Annotated in this window: 15 protein-coding genes; 3 read left to right on the top strand and 12 right to left on the bottom strand. The window is 28.9% G+C overall.

Features of this window, described 5'->3' with window-relative positions:
• Window positions 1–3 precede the first annotated feature (3 nt).
• The gene (locus BX611_RS13145; RefSeq protein WP_115882083.1) at window positions 4–1,233 is read right to left on the bottom strand and encodes an exo-beta-N-acetylmuramidase NamZ family protein; all 1,230 of its coding nucleotides are present in this window, start codon (window positions 1,231–1,233) and stop codon (window positions 4–6) included.
• An 8-nt stretch (window positions 1,234–1,241) separates the two neighbouring features.
• Between BX611_RS13145 and BX611_RS13140 the strand changes: the two genes are divergently transcribed.
• Complete coding sequence (locus tag BX611_RS13140; RefSeq protein ID WP_115882081.1) at window positions 1,242–2,477, top strand: ABC transporter permease; 1,236 nt, start codon at window positions 1,242–1,244, stop codon at window positions 2,475–2,477.
• A gap of 24 nt (window positions 2,478–2,501) precedes the next feature.
• Here the strand turns inward: BX611_RS13140 and BX611_RS13135 are convergent, their stop codons facing one another.
• Together BX611_RS13135 and BX611_RS13130 are read right to left on the bottom strand one after the other, a co-directional pair.
• Window positions 2,502–4,088, bottom strand: a complete 1,587-nt coding sequence (locus BX611_RS13135) for a peptide chain release factor 3 (protein WP_115882079.1) — start codon at window positions 4,086–4,088, stop codon at window positions 2,502–2,504.
• Between the two features lie 74 nt (window positions 4,089–4,162).
• Window positions 4,163–4,609, bottom strand: a complete 447-nt coding sequence (locus BX611_RS13130) for a MarR family winged helix-turn-helix transcriptional regulator (RefSeq protein WP_115882077.1) — start codon at window positions 4,607–4,609, stop codon at window positions 4,163–4,165.
• Window positions 4,610–4,928: 319 nt separating this feature from the next.
• On the opposite strand from BX611_RS13130, the gene idi reads away from it, so the two are divergent.
• Both idi and BX611_RS13120 read left to right on the top strand, forming a co-directional pair.
• Window positions 4,929–5,447: an isopentenyl-diphosphate Delta-isomerase gene (gene idi, locus BX611_RS13125; protein WP_115882075.1), complete on the top strand. Its 519-nt coding sequence runs from the start codon at window positions 4,929–4,931 to the stop codon at window positions 5,445–5,447.
• Window positions 5,448–5,449: 2 nt separating this feature from the next.
• Complete coding sequence (locus BX611_RS13120) at window positions 5,450–5,863, top strand: 6-pyruvoyl trahydropterin synthase family protein (protein ID WP_115882073.1); 414 nt, start codon at window positions 5,450–5,452, stop codon at window positions 5,861–5,863.
• A 17-nt stretch (window positions 5,864–5,880) separates the two neighbouring features.
• On the opposite strand, the gene BX611_RS13115 is transcribed toward BX611_RS13120, so the two are convergent.
• The 9 genes from BX611_RS13115 to BX611_RS13080 all read right to left on the bottom strand — a co-directional run bounded on the left by BX611_RS13115 (window position 5,881) and on the right by BX611_RS13080 (window position 15,426).
• Window positions 5,881–6,090, bottom strand: coding sequence for a YgaP family membrane protein (locus BX611_RS13115; protein ID WP_115882071.1), 210 nt, complete (start codon window positions 6,088–6,090; stop codon window positions 5,881–5,883).
• Window positions 6,091–6,162: 72 nt separating this feature from the next.
• Entirely contained in the window at window positions 6,163–6,753 is a 591-nt protein-coding gene (locus BX611_RS13110) for a coiled-coil domain-containing protein (protein ID WP_115882069.1), read from the bottom strand.
• 38 nt (window positions 6,754–6,791) lie between these two features.
• Window positions 6,792–7,799 (bottom strand): adenosine deaminase, encoded by a 1,008-nt coding sequence (locus tag BX611_RS13105; protein WP_115882067.1) that lies wholly within the window; start codon window positions 7,797–7,799, stop codon window positions 6,792–6,794.
• A 23-nt stretch (window positions 7,800–7,822) separates the two neighbouring features.
• Entirely contained in the window at window positions 7,823–8,794 is a 972-nt protein-coding gene (locus tag BX611_RS13100; protein WP_115882065.1) for a type I phosphomannose isomerase catalytic subunit, read from the bottom strand.
• A gap of 345 nt (window positions 8,795–9,139) precedes the next feature.
• Window positions 9,140–9,622, bottom strand: a complete 483-nt coding sequence (locus BX611_RS13095; RefSeq protein WP_115882063.1) for a hypothetical protein — start codon at window positions 9,620–9,622, stop codon at window positions 9,140–9,142.
• Window positions 9,623–9,744: 122 nt separating this feature from the next.
• Complete coding sequence (locus BX611_RS15260; protein ID WP_262510565.1) at window positions 9,745–9,876, bottom strand: hypothetical protein; 132 nt, start codon at window positions 9,874–9,876, stop codon at window positions 9,745–9,747.
• A gap of 401 nt (window positions 9,877–10,277) precedes the next feature.
• Window positions 10,278–11,069: a formate dehydrogenase accessory sulfurtransferase FdhD gene (fdhD, locus tag BX611_RS13090; RefSeq protein ID WP_115882061.1), complete on the bottom strand. Its 792-nt coding sequence runs from the start codon at window positions 11,067–11,069 to the stop codon at window positions 10,278–10,280.
• Between the two features lie 9 nt (window positions 11,070–11,078).
• The gene (fdhF, locus tag BX611_RS13085; RefSeq protein WP_115882059.1) at window positions 11,079–13,793 is read right to left on the bottom strand and encodes a formate dehydrogenase subunit alpha; all 2,715 of its coding nucleotides are present in this window, start codon (window positions 13,791–13,793) and stop codon (window positions 11,079–11,081) included.
• A 7-nt stretch (window positions 13,794–13,800) separates the two neighbouring features.
• Window positions 13,801–15,426 (bottom strand): NADH-ubiquinone oxidoreductase-F iron-sulfur binding region domain-containing protein, encoded by a 1,626-nt coding sequence (locus BX611_RS13080; protein WP_115882057.1) that lies wholly within the window; start codon window positions 15,424–15,426, stop codon window positions 13,801–13,803.
• Window positions 15,427–15,432 lie beyond the last annotated feature (6 nt).

Below are 15,432 nucleotides of genomic sequence, written 5' to 3'. Positions count from 1 at the left end.
AGTTTATTTATAGATTAAATATTTTGCTCTTATTTTTTTAAATACTTCAATTTTTGGTTGCCAAGAAAGGTGTATTTCTTTAGCAGATAAACCTTTTATTATTTGATTTTCAAGTTCAGTATTTCCTGCGTGACTGGTAAATGTTGCTCCGAAAAATTTTTCATTTTTAGGTGTTTTATTATAAGCATCAAGCAGGAAATTAATATTTACGGAACTTAATCTCTCAACATTTTTTAAATCAACACCATAACATAGTTTATTTTGATGCTTAGGGTATTTTGACCCAAAATTTGGTTGTGGTGTATAGCTAAATTCACTTTTAGGGAAAAATGGTGCGCCATATTGTTGAAACTGATTTTCCGTACCACGGCCAGCATTAACGGTAGTTCCTTCAAAAAAACCTAAACTTGGGTACAAATTAATAGCTGTATCATTTGGTAAATTTGGAGAAGGCCTAATAGGTAAACTATATAAACTTTTATGTGTATAATTTTTTAAAGGAATTACTGTTAAATCACATTTTATTTCATTTTTCAACCATTTTTCACCATTAATCATTTTAGCATATTCACCAATTGTCATTCCATAAACTAATGGAATAGGGTGCATGCCCACAAAACTTTTATGTTCAATTTCTAATGTAGGTCCGTCAACATAATGCCCATTTGGATTTGGTCTGTCTAATAACATTAAAGGAATTCCATTTTCAGCACACGCTTCCATAACATAATGTAATGTTGAAATATAAGTGTAAAAACGCACTCCAACATCCTGAATATCAAAAATAACAAGGTCAATTCCATTTAATTGCTCATCGGTTGGTTTTTTGTTTTTTCCGTATAAAGAAACTATTGGTAAACCTGTTTTTACATCAATTCCATCTGCTATTTCTTCACTTGCATCTGCTTTTCCTCTAAATCCATGTTCAGGAGAAAATACTTTCTTAATGTCAATTTTTAAAGTTAAAAGACTGTCTATTATGTGAGTATGTGATGCTTTTTTAAAAATAACAGAAGTTTGATTTGCAACTACAGCAATGCTTTTATCTTTTAAAAGTTGTAAGTACAAATTTGTTTGCTGTGAGCCTGAAAGAATTTCTTTTGAAGAAACTGCTACGGTTTTTTCAGAATTTAATTTATTATTTGGGGTATTTGTTTGTCCACAAGAAATGAAACTAAAAAACAATAAAAAAACCAATAAGAAATATGTATTTTTGAACGACATTGAAATCATAAATTAAATTGAATTACGAATTATTTATTGCAAAACGTATAATTGCTGCAAAGCAGTACAAAAGTAGTATTTCATCACCAATAATAAAAATTGCCATTATAGCAATAGCTGTTGGAATAATTGTTATGATGATTGCCATTGCAACAGGTTTTGGTTTACAACAGAAAATACGTGAAAAACTTTCAGGTTTTAATGGGCATATTCAAATTACAAATTTTGATAATAATAATTCTGAAATTACCTTAAATCCAGTATCAAAAAAACAGGACTTTTATCCAGAATTTAAAAATGTAAGTAATATAAAAAACGTTCAGGTATTTGCTACAAAAGGAGGTATTATTAGAACTGAATTTGATTTTGAGGGCATTATTCTTAAAGGTGTTTCAAGTGATTATGACTGGACATTTTTTAAAGAATATCTTGTTGAAGGTACGTTACCTGATTTTTCAAAAGAAGTTTCTAATGATGTATTAATTTCTGAAGAAATTTCGAACAGGTTACATATAAATTTAGGAGATTCTTTTAATATACTTTTTGTAAAAGACAATCCTTCAAAAGCTCCTTGGTTAAGAGTTGTTAAAGCTGTTGGAATTTATAATTCAGGTTTTCAGGAGTTTGATGAAAATTTTGTAATAGCAGATATTCGGCATATTCAAAAAATGAACAGATGGAGCGAAGATGAAGTAGGAGGGTTTGAAGTTCTAATCTCTGATTTTGATGAAATTAATAAAAAAAGTGATGAAATTTATACAGAAACAGCATCTACACTTAATACCCAAAGTATTGTAGAAAAATATCCTGGAATTTTTGAATGGATAAGTCTATTTGATAATAATATTTACTTGATTATTGTTATAATGATTTTGGTGGCAGGGATTAATATGATAACTGCGCTATTGGTTTTAATTTTAGAAAGAACTCAAATGATTGGTATTTTAAAAGCATTAGGAAGTACCAATGTAAGTATAAGAAAAGTGTTTTTATATAATGCGGGATACCTGATTTTAAAAGGGCTGTTTTGGGGAAATTTAATTGGGTTATCAGTATTATTAATTCAAAAGTATTTTGGAATTATAACTTTAAATCCTGAAACTTATTATGTAAGTGAAGCTCCTGTTTATTTAGATTTTTGGTATTTAATTTTATTAAATTTAGGAACACTAATTCTTTGTTTATTAATGTTGATTATACCAACAGTTTTAATATCAAAAATTGATCCTGTTAAGTCTATAAAATTCGAGTAAAAAAAATCTGTTATTTTTTTAATGCTAAACTTCGCTGGTAAAATGTAATTTTACTGAAGGGTATTTACTTTGCGTCATTTGAATTGTAAATGCGGAATCTGCTAAAAATACCAGTTGCCCTTGTTTATCGGTTGCTAAAAAGCGTTGTTTAACTCTTTTAAACTCTTTAAACTCATCATTTTTAGGATTATCTGGATGTACCCAACAAGCTTTATGTACAGGTAGGTTTTCATAACTACACTTTGCACCATATTCGTGTTCTAAACGGTATTGAATAACCTCATATTGTAAAGCACCTACTGTTCCGATAACTTTTCTGCCATTTAAATCCAATGTAAATAACTGCGCAACACCTTCATCCATAAGTTGGTCTAATCCTTTAAATAACTGTTTAGATTTTAAAGGGTCAGCATTATTTACATAACGGAAATGTTCTGGTGAAAAACTAGGAATTCCTTTAAAATTCAAAATTTCTCCTTCTGTTAAAGTGTCACCAATCTTAAAATTTCCTGAATCTTGAATTCCAACAATGTCACCAGGGAATGATTCATCAACTATTTCTTTCTTTTCTGCAAAAAATGCATTAGGACTCGAAAACTTCATTTTTTTATCAAGTCTTACATGTAAATATGGAGCATTTCTTTTAAAAACCCCTGAAACAATTTTTATAAATGCTAATCTATTTCTATGATTTGGATCCATATTAGCATGAATTTTAAACACAAAACCAGTTAGTTTTTCTTCTTTTGAATCAACCATACGCTCTTCAGCTTTTTTAGGTTGAGGTGAAGGCGCAATTTCTATAAAGCAATCTAATAATTCTTTTACTCCAAAATTATTTAAAGCAGAGCCAAAAAATACTGGTTGTAAATCACCTTTTAAATATTCTTCTTTGTTGAAATCAGGATATACTTCATGAATAATTTCTAACTCTTCACGTAAATTATTTGCCCATTTTTCACCAATAATTTTATCTAATTCAGGAGTATTAATATCTGTAAATTCAATACCTTTAGAAACCTTTTGTTTGTTATCTGCGGAAAAAATATTGATTTTCTTTTCGTAAATATTATAAATTCCTTTAAAATCGTAACCCATTCCAATAGGATAACTTAATGGAGAAACTCTTAAACCTAATTTTTGCTCAACTTCATCTAATAAATCAAATGCATCTTTACCTTCACGGTCTAATTTGTTTATAAAAACAATCATTGGAATATTACGCATTCTACAAACTTCAACCAATTTTTCTGTTTGTTCCTCAACACCTTTTGCAACATCAATTACAACAATAACACTATCTACAGCGGTTAAAGTTCTAAATGTATCCTCAGCAAAATCTTTATGCCCAGGTGTATCTAAAATGTTAATTTTTTTGTTTTTGTAAATAAAAGCCAATACAGAAGTTGCAACAGAAATACCACGTTGGCGTTCAATTTCCATAAAATCGGAAGTTGCTCCTTTTTTAATTTTATTGTTTTTTACAGCTCCAGCTTCTTGAATTGCACCTCCAAATAACAGCAATTTTTCTGTTAATGTAGTTTTACCAGCATCAGGATGAGATATAATACCAAAGGTACGTCTGCGTTGTATTTCTTTTAAAAAACTCATGTTTCAAATTTTGAGGTGGCAAATATATGCTTTAATACATGAATTGCCAATTTGTAATGCAATATTGGATAGCCTTAAATTCTAATTTTTTCAAGAAGTTGGTTAAGTTTAATTACTTCACTTGTGGATAAATGACTAATTTTATTATTCAATTGTTTTTCGTGATTATCAATTTTGTTTAATAAATCTAGTCCTCGTTGTGTAATTTGGATTTCCTTTTGTCTACGGTCTAATTTACACTCTTTCCTTATTACTAATTTCTTGGTTAAAAGTCTGTCCACAAGCCTGCTTACATCAGAGTTATTTTCGAACATTTGTTCTTTTATAGCATTTATAGAGCTATTTTTTGGATATTCAACTTTTAAAATTCTTAAAACAGTAAACTGATTAAGAGGTAAATTAATTGGTTTAATAGATTCTAATAAATTATTTTTTAAATAATTGTGAGTAAAATGTATGTTTAACCTTGCTTTATAGAATTCTATATCATCAGTATTTTTAAGCTCGTTTGGAATTTTCATGTAAAGTTGAATTTACACAAAAATAAAAAAAAGACTGTGTAATTTTCAACCTTTTAAAGTTTATTATACACAATCTATTTAATTAAAAAAGAACATTAATTATCTTTTTCTATATAGCAACCTTTATTTATGAAAAAAAAATAATTGTAATAACTTTTATTTTCAATGCAAATATAAGTTTAAACAATAGATGTTATAACAAGTAAAATGTTAATATTTTCCAAATTAAATGTTAATTTTTAAAACGCTATTATTCAGTGTGTTATATAAATTTTAAATTTATTTTAATCTAGGTCTTAAAAATTGTAAATTTGTACTTATGAAAGAAGAATTAGTTATTTTAGTAAATGAACAGGATGAACAAATAGGTTTAATGCCAAAAATGGAAGCTCATGAAAAAGCCATGCTTCATAGAGCATTTTCGGTTTTTATTTTTAACAACAAAAATCAATTAATGTTGCAGCAAAGAGCTGCAGATAAGTATCATTCACCTTTATTGTGGACAAATACTTGTTGTAGTCACCAACGTAATGGAGAAAGCAACATAAGTGCTGGTAAAAGACGATTACAGGAAGAAATGGGTTTTGTGTGTGAATTGGAAGAGAAAACTTCGTTTATTTATAAAGCTCCTTTTGACAATGGTTTAACTGAACACGAATTAGATCATATTATGGTTGGCTATTATAACGAAAATCCAAATATAAATACCGAGGAAGTTGAAAGTTTTAAATGGATGACTATAGAAGAAGTTAAAGTTGACATGGCTTTAAAACCTGAAATATATACGGCCTGGTTTAAAATTATTTTTGAAAAATTTTATGATTTTATAAAGCATTAGAAATGAAAGTTACAGTTAATAGAAAAGCTCATTTTAATGCAGCTCACAGGTTGTATAATGCAGATTGGACAGATGCTAGAAATGCAATAGTTTTTGGAAAATGTGCAAATCCCAATTATCACGGGCATAACTACGAATTAATAGTATCCGTAAAGGGTGAAATATACCCTGAGACAGGATTTGTTATGGACATGAAAGTTTTAAAGCAACTAATTGAAACTGAAATTGAGGAACAGTTTGATCATAAGAATTTAAACGAAGAAGTTCCAGAATTTGAAATCTTAAATCCAACTGCTGAAAATATTTCAGTAATAATATGGAATAAATTGCGGTCTAAAATTGATGCTAATTTAGAACTTTCAATTACTCTTTATGAAACACCAAGAAATTTTGTTACCTATTCAGGAGAACAATAAATTTTATAAGATAAGCACTATTTTTTAGGAGTTTTACACGTATTAATTCCAAAAATAGTATATAGTGGACAAAAATTTAACAAACTAGTCAGTAAAAATATTATTCCAACAGCCATTAAAATAATTGCTAACGTTCCGTTAATAACATTTGTATAGTATAAAACTGCAATTGCAATTGCAATAAGTATTCTAACAGCTTTATCCGAAGTTCCCATATTTTTTTTCATTGTCAAATTTTTAAATTAATTGATTTTTTGGTTAGTACAATATAATATAATTTTAACAATTCATCAAATGAGTTATTCTTTTTTCTGTTTATTTAACTCATCCTGTAATCTTCGCATTACTTTTTGTTCTCGCTCTAATGCCTTTTTTCTGTAATCTTCATATTCTTCTTCAACCTCTTTTAAATTGTCTTTGGTCTGTTTTGTTATGGAATTACTTTGTTTAAATTTTGAAATAAACAATAATAATAAAAGCATTAAACCACCTATAATTGAAAGCATAATAGTTTTAAAAAGTCCCTTTTCAAATTCAATTCCTAAAAATGAAATACTTTCAATTTGAGTTTTTAAATTGGTAATTTCTGCTTTTGTTTCAGCTAAAGCAATATTTAAACTGTCAATAATACTCTTTTGAGAGTTAATAATTTTAGTTGAGTTTAAAATCTCATTTTTTGAAACTTGTAAAGAATCATTCACATTTGATTTTAATTTTAATAGCCAATTATGCTTTACAACTTTATAATCTTGATATTTATTAGAATTATTTATTAAGCTTTCAAATTGATTTTCAACAGAACCTGAATCAATAAATTTTTTGTTAGTTTGACTTAATAAATTGGTTGATACGAATAGTAATAAGATTACTAATATTAAATATTTTTTCATTAGTTTAATTAGTTTTGATTTTAATTAGGGGTTAAAAACTAGTTATTATTTAAGTAATAAACTTCTAATTCGTTTAAATATTGTTGTTTTTGTAAATCATTTAATAAAGAATATTTAAAAGAGTTTTTGGCTAGTTGATAAAGATCGTATTTTGTTAAATTAAGCGCTTGCTGTATTTCAAAATAATTCTTATTAATTTGTCCTCCAAAATACGCTGGATCATCGGAGTTTACTGTTACTTTTAATCCGGCATTCATCATTTTTTTAAGCGGATGATTTTTTAAATTATCAACAACTTGTAGAGCAGTATTTGAAAGTGGACAAACGGTTAAAGCAATATCGCGCGCTATAATTTCTTTCACCAAATTTTCATCTTGCAATGCATTGTTACCATGGTCAATTCGTTTAATACCTAAAATATCAATAGCTTCCCATACATAATCTGATGATCCTTCTTCACCAGCATGTGCCAAAGGAATGTAACCTTCTTTTACAGAGGCTTCAAATACGCTTTTAAATTTTGAAGGTGGATTACCTTTTTCCGAAGAATCTAATCCAATTGCAGTAATTTTGTTCTTATATTTAAGAGATTGTTGCAATGTTTTAAATGCTTCTTCCTCACTTAAATGACGTAAATAACTCATAATTAAAAGTGATGAAACCCCTAATTTATCTTCAGCATCTTCACAAGCTTTTGAAATTCCATTAATTACAGTTTCAAATTTAATTCCACGTTCAGTATGCGTTTGAGGGTCGAACATAATTTCAGTATGCCTCACATTTTGGGATGCGCATTTTTGCAAATAACTATAAGTTAAATCATAAAAATCTTGTTCAGTAATTAAAACTCCGGCTCCTTCAAAATAAATATTTAAAAAATCTTGTAAACAATTAAATTTATAGGCCGCTTCAATTTCTTTTACTGATGAATAGGGAATATTAATATTGTTTCTCTGAGCAATTTTAAACATTAATTCGGGTTCAAATGTACCTTCAATATGCAAATGTAATTCTGCTTTTGGAAGGTTTTCAACAAATACTTTCATTGATAAAACTGTTTTTCATTTATTTATAAAGATACTTCTAAAATAGTTGCAGCTTTAGAGTTTAATTGTACTGTTTTTATTGAGGCTGGTATTAAAATAGTTTCACCTTTTTTAAGTGAATACATGTCGTTTTTACAAGTTATTTCAAGTTCCCCATCAACACATATATATATTATAAATGAATCTGTCTTTGTATAATCTTTATCCAAAACTCCTTCTAAAAAAATAATATTTGTTTTAAAATATGGAGCATGTACTAAAGTGTTTGAAATGTTTTTTTTTGTAGAATATAATGTTTTATAATTATCATAAACATCATAGTCTATTACATCAATTGCAAGTTCATTATGTAATTCTCTCTTTTTTCCAGTTTTAGCATCAATTCTATCATAATCGTAAATACGGTAAGTTATATCAGAAGTTTGTTGAATTTCAGCTAAAAGAACACCAGCACCAATAGCATGTACCCGTCCAGTTGGAATATAAAATGTATCTCCTTTTTTAACTTTTTCAACATTTAAGACATCTACTACGGTTGAATTTTTAAGATGATTTAAGTATGTTTTTTTATCAACTTTTTTGTTAAAACCGGCAATTAATTCAGCATTTTCATCTGCTTGCATAATATACCACATTTCATTTTTTCCAAATGAATTATGTCGCTCTTTTGCAAGTTCGTTACTTGGATGGACCTGGATTGAAAGTGGTGTTTTTGCATCTATAAATTTAATAAGTAAAGGAAAATCTTCTCCAAAATGTTTATACACATTATTACCAATAAAGTCACCTTTAAATTTTTGAATAAGTTCTTTTAATGTAAACCCTTTTAAGTCTCCATTTAAAACTATTGTTTCTTCACCTTCTACATCTGAAATTTCCCAGGACTCACCAATATTTTCTTCGGTATAATTTTTGTTTAAAACGGATTTTAATTTGTTTCCTCCCCATATACGATATTTGTAAAGTGGTTCAAATTTTAAAGGGTATAAATTCATTTTTTAAATTTTAATAAGTTTTTTGTAGCGATTTTGAAAAGTGCAAAATTATAATTTAAATTGAATTAAAATTATAATTTTGTTATAAAAGAAAAATAAGTGAGAAGCGTTTAAAATTTAATAAAGAAACGTATTTAACGAAGCAAATATATTAATAGCATAATAGAACTTGTAATTATTAATGATTTTTTTAGAAAAGCAATTTTATGGTTAATAGTTTCAATTTTCTTGAGACTTTCTTCGTATTGGTAGAATTGATTTTTAGAAAATTTGTTTTTCATACCCCTTATTTTTTTAGTTAAATACTTAATAATGCAAGGGGTTTACATTTTTTATTTTTAAATTTTAATCAATTTTTGTTGGGATTTTCATGTTTTCATCCATTTCCTTTTTTAAATCTACTGCCTGAATATATATGGACATTTTACTTCTTAGATAATATAGTATTACCATAACTAAAACAGCAATAGGTACGGTGTATATAAATTCAACATCATCCACATATTCTTCACTGTCATTAATAACTGAAATTAATTGAAATAAGTACACAGAAATTGGTATTGCCAAGGCATGTACCCACCAATGCTTATTAGTAATAAACCAAATAATTAAAAGTAATAGAGGAACTAATTTAGAAAGCAACATATATATATATACTTGTGCATATGTAAATACTGATCCTCCTTTAATTGTCCCAAAAATTGTTTCAAATTTTTCTAAATCTTGGTCAATAAATTTATGAACATACAATAAATAAGGAATAAATACAATCAATATAATCATAAAGCTTCCAAGAAGCAGAGAGGACTTTTTTGTATTTTTTATCATTTTATGTTTATTAGATTTAGTAAATATATAAAATTAAGATAAAATATCAAGCAAAGCCAACACAAAAACCACAAAATATTTATTTTGTGGTATCTAATAATTTTATTTAATTAAGAAAAATACTATCCGTTAGTTGGAATAACTATACGATCTTTTCTAATAGCTTGATTATCTGAATTAGTTGCGCTTAAAACAGTAACTGCAACAAAAGCTGCTACCATAAGCAATCCGAAAATTAATTTTAATTTTTTCATTTTTAGTAAGAATTAAATGATTAGTAAGAACCTCAAATTTAACATAAAACTTACGTATAAACAAAAAAAGTCCTGCTTTATTTCTAAATAATTTTAAAAATAAAGAGGGTGTAAGCTTTTAAAATACTGATAATCAAAAGATTATAATTTTAAATAAGCTTAAAATTTTAATAAATAAAACTTCTATTTTGGAGATATTTAAAAGCAATACTGAGTTATAATTCAATAAAATCTCTTATTTTATTGTTGAAATCAGCGAATTACAAATTCTCTCCGTAAAAATTTGTAACATAGGGACGCTCTTACATTTGCAAATATAAAAAAGTATTTTTAATGTGCAAAATATTTATCAAAAAATACTGTTTATTTAATGAATCGTGTAGTTTGTTAGTTTTTAAATGTTATTTGAGTACTATTTTGCTTGCATAAATTGTTGCTTTTTTTCCTCGGGAAAATCCAATTAAAGTAATCCCAAATTCTTTTGCAAAATCTACTGCTAAAGTTGAGCAGGCGGATACTGCTATTACATAAGGAATTTTAGCAATAAATGCCTTTGAAATAATTTCATAAGAAACACGTCCACTTACTAATAAGCAATTTGATTTGTTTAAAGAATTTAAATTTAATTGTGCTCCAATTACTTTATCCACTGCATTATGTCGGCCTATATCTTCTTTAACAATTAATAACTTATAATTATTACTAAAAAGTGCTGCGGCGTGTGAACCACCAGATAAATCAAATGTTTCTTGGTTTGCTTTCATTTCAGAAAACATAGCTTCTATTTTATGGCTATTAAAATTAAAACCGTTCTCTAATTTTGATCCAGTTACTGAAATATCTTCTAATTTTTGTTTCCCACAAATACCGCAGGAAGAAACAGATAAAAGCGTTCTTTTGTTTAAATAGCCTTTTCCAATCAGCTTTTTTGGAATGGAAACATTTACAATTGAAAATCCGTTTTCCCGTTTTTCAATAACTTCAAAAGTTAAATTTTCTTTATATTTATAAATGTCTTCCGCAAATAACAAACCACGTATTAACTCAAAATCGTCACCCGGAGTTCTCATTACAACCGTATAAGGTTCATTGTTAATATTAATTTGTAAAGCCGCTTCAACAACTAAAGCATCGTTAACTTTTTTTGGATTGCCGTTTGTTATTTGTAAACCTTCGTATTTTAATGTTTGCATAAATTTTTATTAAATGCGTTCAAAATCAACAGCAACAACTTTGTATTCTGGAGTTAGTGTTTCTTTATCTCCAACACTTCCCGTAATTATATTGATAAATACTTCGGGTTGATGAAAAGTAGTTCTTAAAATACCTTTTTTAACATTTTTAGAATATTTTATTGGAATGTTTACACTCCCTCTTTCTGAAAAAATTCGAACAATCTCATTGTCCTTAATTCCTTTTTCTTTAGCATCTCTCGGATGCACTTCTAATACATCTTTAGGTAAAATTATTTGGTTGTCAGTTCTGCGGGTCATTGTACCTGAATTGTAATGTTCCAATTCTCTTCCAGTAGTTAAAATAAAAGGATATTTTTTTCCGTGGGAAACAATTTCAGGGGTTTCTTCAAAATCGAAATGATGAAAAGTTCCTATTCCTTTTTTAAAATGACCATCAATATGAAGCATTGGTGTATCGGTTCCATCTTCATTTATAGGCCATTGTAAACCGTTTTCGCCTAAACGTTCCCAGGTTAAACCTTTCATGAATGGAATAACATCTGCAATTTCTGTAATCACTTTTGCTGCGTCATACGTTAATCCGGTAGGTTGATTGTAGCCCAAACGACTCATAATATCAATAATTATTTGTCCGTCTGGTTTCGTGTTTCCAATTGGTTCAATAACTTTATTTACACGTTGAACTCTTCGTTCACCGTTTGTAAATGTTCCATTTTTTTCAAAATAGGAGGAAGCTGGTAAAACTACATCTGCCATTTCAGTAGTTGCAGTCATAAATAATTCCTGCACTACAATTAATTCTAATTTTTCGAAAGCTTTAATACTATGGTTGGTGTTTGGATCTGTCATAATGGTATCTTCACCCATAATATATAGCGCTTTTAGTTTTCCATCTATTGCGGCATCTAACATTTGAGGGATTTTTAAACCTTCATGTTCTGGCATTTTTAGAACCCCATATTTTTTTGCATAATAGTCCTGAATTTCAGGTTTGTTAATATCCATATAACCAGCACCTTGATGTGGTTGAACTCCCATATCCGCAGCTCCTTGCACATTATTTTGACCACGTAATGGATTTAAACCAACTCCATTTCTACCAATATTTCCAGTCATCATTGCTAAATTAGAAAGCAGCATTACCGTTTTGCTTCCCTGAAAATGTTCTGTAACTCCCAAGCCGTGAAATTCCATTGCTCTATTCGCTTTTGCATAAGCAATCGCGGCATTTTTAACCAATTCCTTAGAAACACCTGTTAGCGTTTCTAATTCGTTCATATCAAGAGTTTCAACATGTTTTTTAAACTCTTGATATTTTTCGGTATAAGAATCTATAAAATGTTGATTTACCAGTTTTTCTTTAATAATATAATGCGCAATCATATTTAAAATTGCCACATTGGTTCCTGGTCTAATTTGTAAATGATAATCTGCCAATTCAGCTAAAGAAGTTTTAATAGGGTCTACTACAATTGAAGTAACTCCTTTCATAAAAGCCTGCTTAATTTTAGCACCAGTTACAGGATGACCTTTTACAGGATTTGCACCAAACAAGAAAATTGCATCTGTTTGGTTTAAATCTTCAATTGAATTAGTTGCAGCTCCAGTTCCAAAAGATTTTTGCATTCCATAAGCAGTAGGAGCGTGGCAAACACGTGCACAACCATCAATATTATTGGTTCCAACTGCTACACGAATCATTTTTTGCATTAAATAATTTTCTTCATTAGTAGCTCTTGATGAAGAAATTCCACCAATACTATCGGCTCCGTAGTTGTTTTTAATTTCAATAAGTTTTGTTGCTATAAAATCATAGGCTTCATCCCAAGTTACTTTTTCAAATTTTCCATTTTTCTTAATCATTGGTTCTCGTAAACGGTCTGGATGATCGTAAAATTGAAACGCAAAACGACCTTTTAAACAAGTGTGACCTTGATTTACTTCAGCAGTTTCCGGAGCTTGAATTCCTCTAATTTTTCCATCGATTACTGAAACATCCAACTGACAGCCAACACCACAATACGTACACGTTGTTCTTACAGTTTTATCAGCAATTAAGGTTTTTGTTTCAAATTTATCGGTTAAAGCCTCTGTTGGACATGTTTGAACGCAAGCACCACAAGAAACACAGGCAGATTCATCAAAAGTTGTATCAAAACCCTTGATAATATTAGTAGCAAAACCTCTTCCCGACATTCCTAAAATTAGTTCGCCTTGAATTTCTTCACAAGATCTAACACATCTAAAACAATTGATGCATTGTGACAAGTCCGATTTTATATAAGGATGCGCTCTGTCTGGCAGAATATCTAAATGCGTTTTTCCTTTTGGATAACGAATATTTGGAATCCCAATTTGAGCAATAGTTTGTTGAAAAGGTGTTGCTTTTTTATTTTCAGAAGGAAAAATTTTATCGGCAGGATAATCAGTTAAAACCAATTCAACTATATTTTTTCGAAGACGTTTTATTTTTTCAGTATTCGGATAAATATATAAACCTTCAGAAATTGGTGTATGACAAGAAGCCATTGTTTTTGTTAATCCATCTTTTTCACGAGCTACTTCAACGGAACAAACTCTACAAGAACCGAAGTTTTCTAAACGATCATCCTGGCACATTGTTGGGATGGCATTTTTATTGTTTTCTATTCTTTTAACAAACTCCAAGATGGTTTCATTTTGAATATAATCGTATGCTATGTTGTTGATATATGCCTTCATATTAATTCTAGTTTGAAGTGAAGTATTGTTTTAATTCGTCCTCAAAATACTGCAACGCATTTTTTATGGGAAGTGGAACACCACCGCCTAAAGCGCAAAGAGAACCTATTTCTAATGTTTCCAATAAATCGTCAAATAGCTGTCTGTCAATTTTATAGTTTTCAGTTTGAGCCTTTTGAAGCATTTCCATTCCTCTAAAAGAACCAATTCTGCAGGGATAACATTTTCCACAAGATTCATCCGCAGTAAACTCCATCAAATGTTCTAAAAATTGAATTATTGGAAAATTTGAAGGAATAGAAACCACACTTGCGTGCCCTAATAAAAATCCGTTGGAGTTTAAGCTTTCAAAATCTAATGTTAAGTCAGAAATTTTATGTATGGGTACAATTCCACCTAAAGGACCACCAATTTGAAATCCTTTTATTTCCGATTTAAATCCACCGCCGTATTCATAAAAAACAGTTTGTAAATCGGTTCCCATTTCAATTTCATACATTCCAGGGGTGTTAAAAAAGCTATCTAACGATACCAATTTTGTTCCTGATGATTGTTTGGTTCCTAAATTGGCAAAAGCTTCCCCGCCATTTTCTAAAATCCAGTGAATATTAGCAAATGTTTCAACATTGCTTAAAACGGTTGGTTTGACATACAAACCATATTGTGCCGGATATGGTGGACGTACACGAACTTCGGGGCGTAAACCTTCTATAGAGTTTAAAAGTGCAGTTTCTTCACCACAAACATAAGAACCTTGTCCGCGGATAATTTTAAATTTAAAATCGCCAATTAATTTTTTTTCTTTTAAATCTTCAATAGCATTTTTAATAATTCTAATAGAGTCGGGATATTCACCACGAATGTATAAAACCCCCGTATTTGCACCAACAGTTAAACCGCTTATGTACATTCCAAAAAGCACTTTATGTGGTTGATGTTCCATTAAATACATATCAGAATATGCGCCTGGATCGCCTTCATCAGCATTGCAAACAATGTATTTTTGCGGGTTGGATTCTTTAATTACAGCATCTAATTTAAACCAAAATGGAAAACCAGCTCCTCCACGACCTCTTAAATTAGAGGTTTTCAAGTCTTTAATTACTTGTTGAGGATTCTCTTTAAATTTTTCAGCTAACGCATAAAATTCTTGAAGATCTTCTATTTTAGAAGTTAAAATTGGAGTTGTGTTGCAACCAATAAAATACTTATTTTTTTGAGTTTTCTTATTGTTTATTATGTTTGAAATTTCCTCTTCATTTAAAGCTGAATATGTTTTATCATCAAACATAAATGCATTATTAGAATGGCAACGACCAACACAAGCAGCATGGCCAATTTCACTATTTTCAAAATTATTTATTAAATTTTTATGAAGATTTTTTTGGGTATTGGCAACTATGCAAGCAGTTCCGTTACACACATGAATTTTTTTGTTTCGGTTTTCTTCTCGAGTAAAATCATAAAAAGAAGCAGTACCTGCAATAACAGAATCATCAATCAAAAATTTTTTAGCCAATTCTTGAAATTCTTCTTTCGGAGCTTTTTTATGTGATAAATCTGCTATATTTTCGAATAAATTGTCATCTAAACCTTTACGGAATGATAACGAACGGATATTTTTATTTGCCATTTTTAA

The sequence above is a fragment of the Lutibacter oceani genome, assembly GCF_003384935.1.
Taxonomy (GTDB): domain Bacteria; phylum Bacteroidota; class Bacteroidia; order Flavobacteriales; family Flavobacteriaceae; genus Lutibacter; species Lutibacter oceani.
Note: the sequence above shows the minus strand (reverse complement) of the source record. Positions and strands in the feature narration are given on the sequence as shown.

Coding starts and splice junctions, on each gene's coding strand:
- BX611_RS13080 (WP_115882057.1), bottom strand. CDS start 15,426: ATGGCAAATAAAAATATCCGTTCGTTATCATTCCGTAAAGGTTTAGAT.
- idi (WP_115882075.1), top strand. CDS start 4,929: ATGAAAGAAGAATTAGTTATTTTAGTAAATGAACAGGATGAACAAATA.
- BX611_RS13100 (WP_115882065.1), bottom strand. CDS start 8,794: ATGAATTTATACCCTTTAAAATTTGAACCACTTTACAAATATCGTATA.
- BX611_RS13095 (WP_115882063.1), bottom strand. CDS start 9,622: ATGATAAAAAATACAAAAAAGTCCTCTCTGCTTCTTGGAAGCTTTATG.
- BX611_RS13105 (WP_115882067.1), bottom strand. CDS start 7,799: ATGAAAGTATTTGTTGAAAACCTTCCAAAAGCAGAATTACATTTGCAT.
- BX611_RS13115 (WP_115882071.1), bottom strand. CDS start 6,090: ATGAAAAAAAATATGGGAACTTCGGATAAAGCTGTTAGAATACTTATT.
- BX611_RS13110 (WP_115882069.1), bottom strand. CDS start 6,753: ATGAAAAAATATTTAATATTAGTAATCTTATTACTATTCGTATCAACC.
- BX611_RS15260 (WP_262510565.1), bottom strand. CDS start 9,876: ATGAAAAAATTAAAATTAATTTTCGGATTGCTTATGGTAGCAGCTTTT.
- BX611_RS13130 (WP_115882077.1), bottom strand. CDS start 4,609: ATGAAAATTCCAAACGAGCTTAAAAATACTGATGATATAGAATTCTAT.
- fdhD (WP_115882061.1), bottom strand. CDS start 11,069: ATGCAAACATTAAAATACGAAGGTTTACAAATAACAAACGGCAATCCA.
- fdhF (WP_115882059.1), bottom strand. CDS start 13,793: ATGAAGGCATATATCAACAACATAGCATACGATTATATTCAAAATGAA.
- BX611_RS13135 (WP_115882079.1), bottom strand. CDS start 4,088: ATGAGTTTTTTAAAAGAAATACAACGCAGACGTACCTTTGGTATTATA.
- BX611_RS13145 (WP_115882083.1), bottom strand. CDS start 1,233: ATGATTTCAATGTCGTTCAAAAATACATATTTCTTATTGGTTTTTTTA.
- BX611_RS13120 (WP_115882073.1), top strand. CDS start 5,450: ATGAAAGTTACAGTTAATAGAAAAGCTCATTTTAATGCAGCTCACAGG.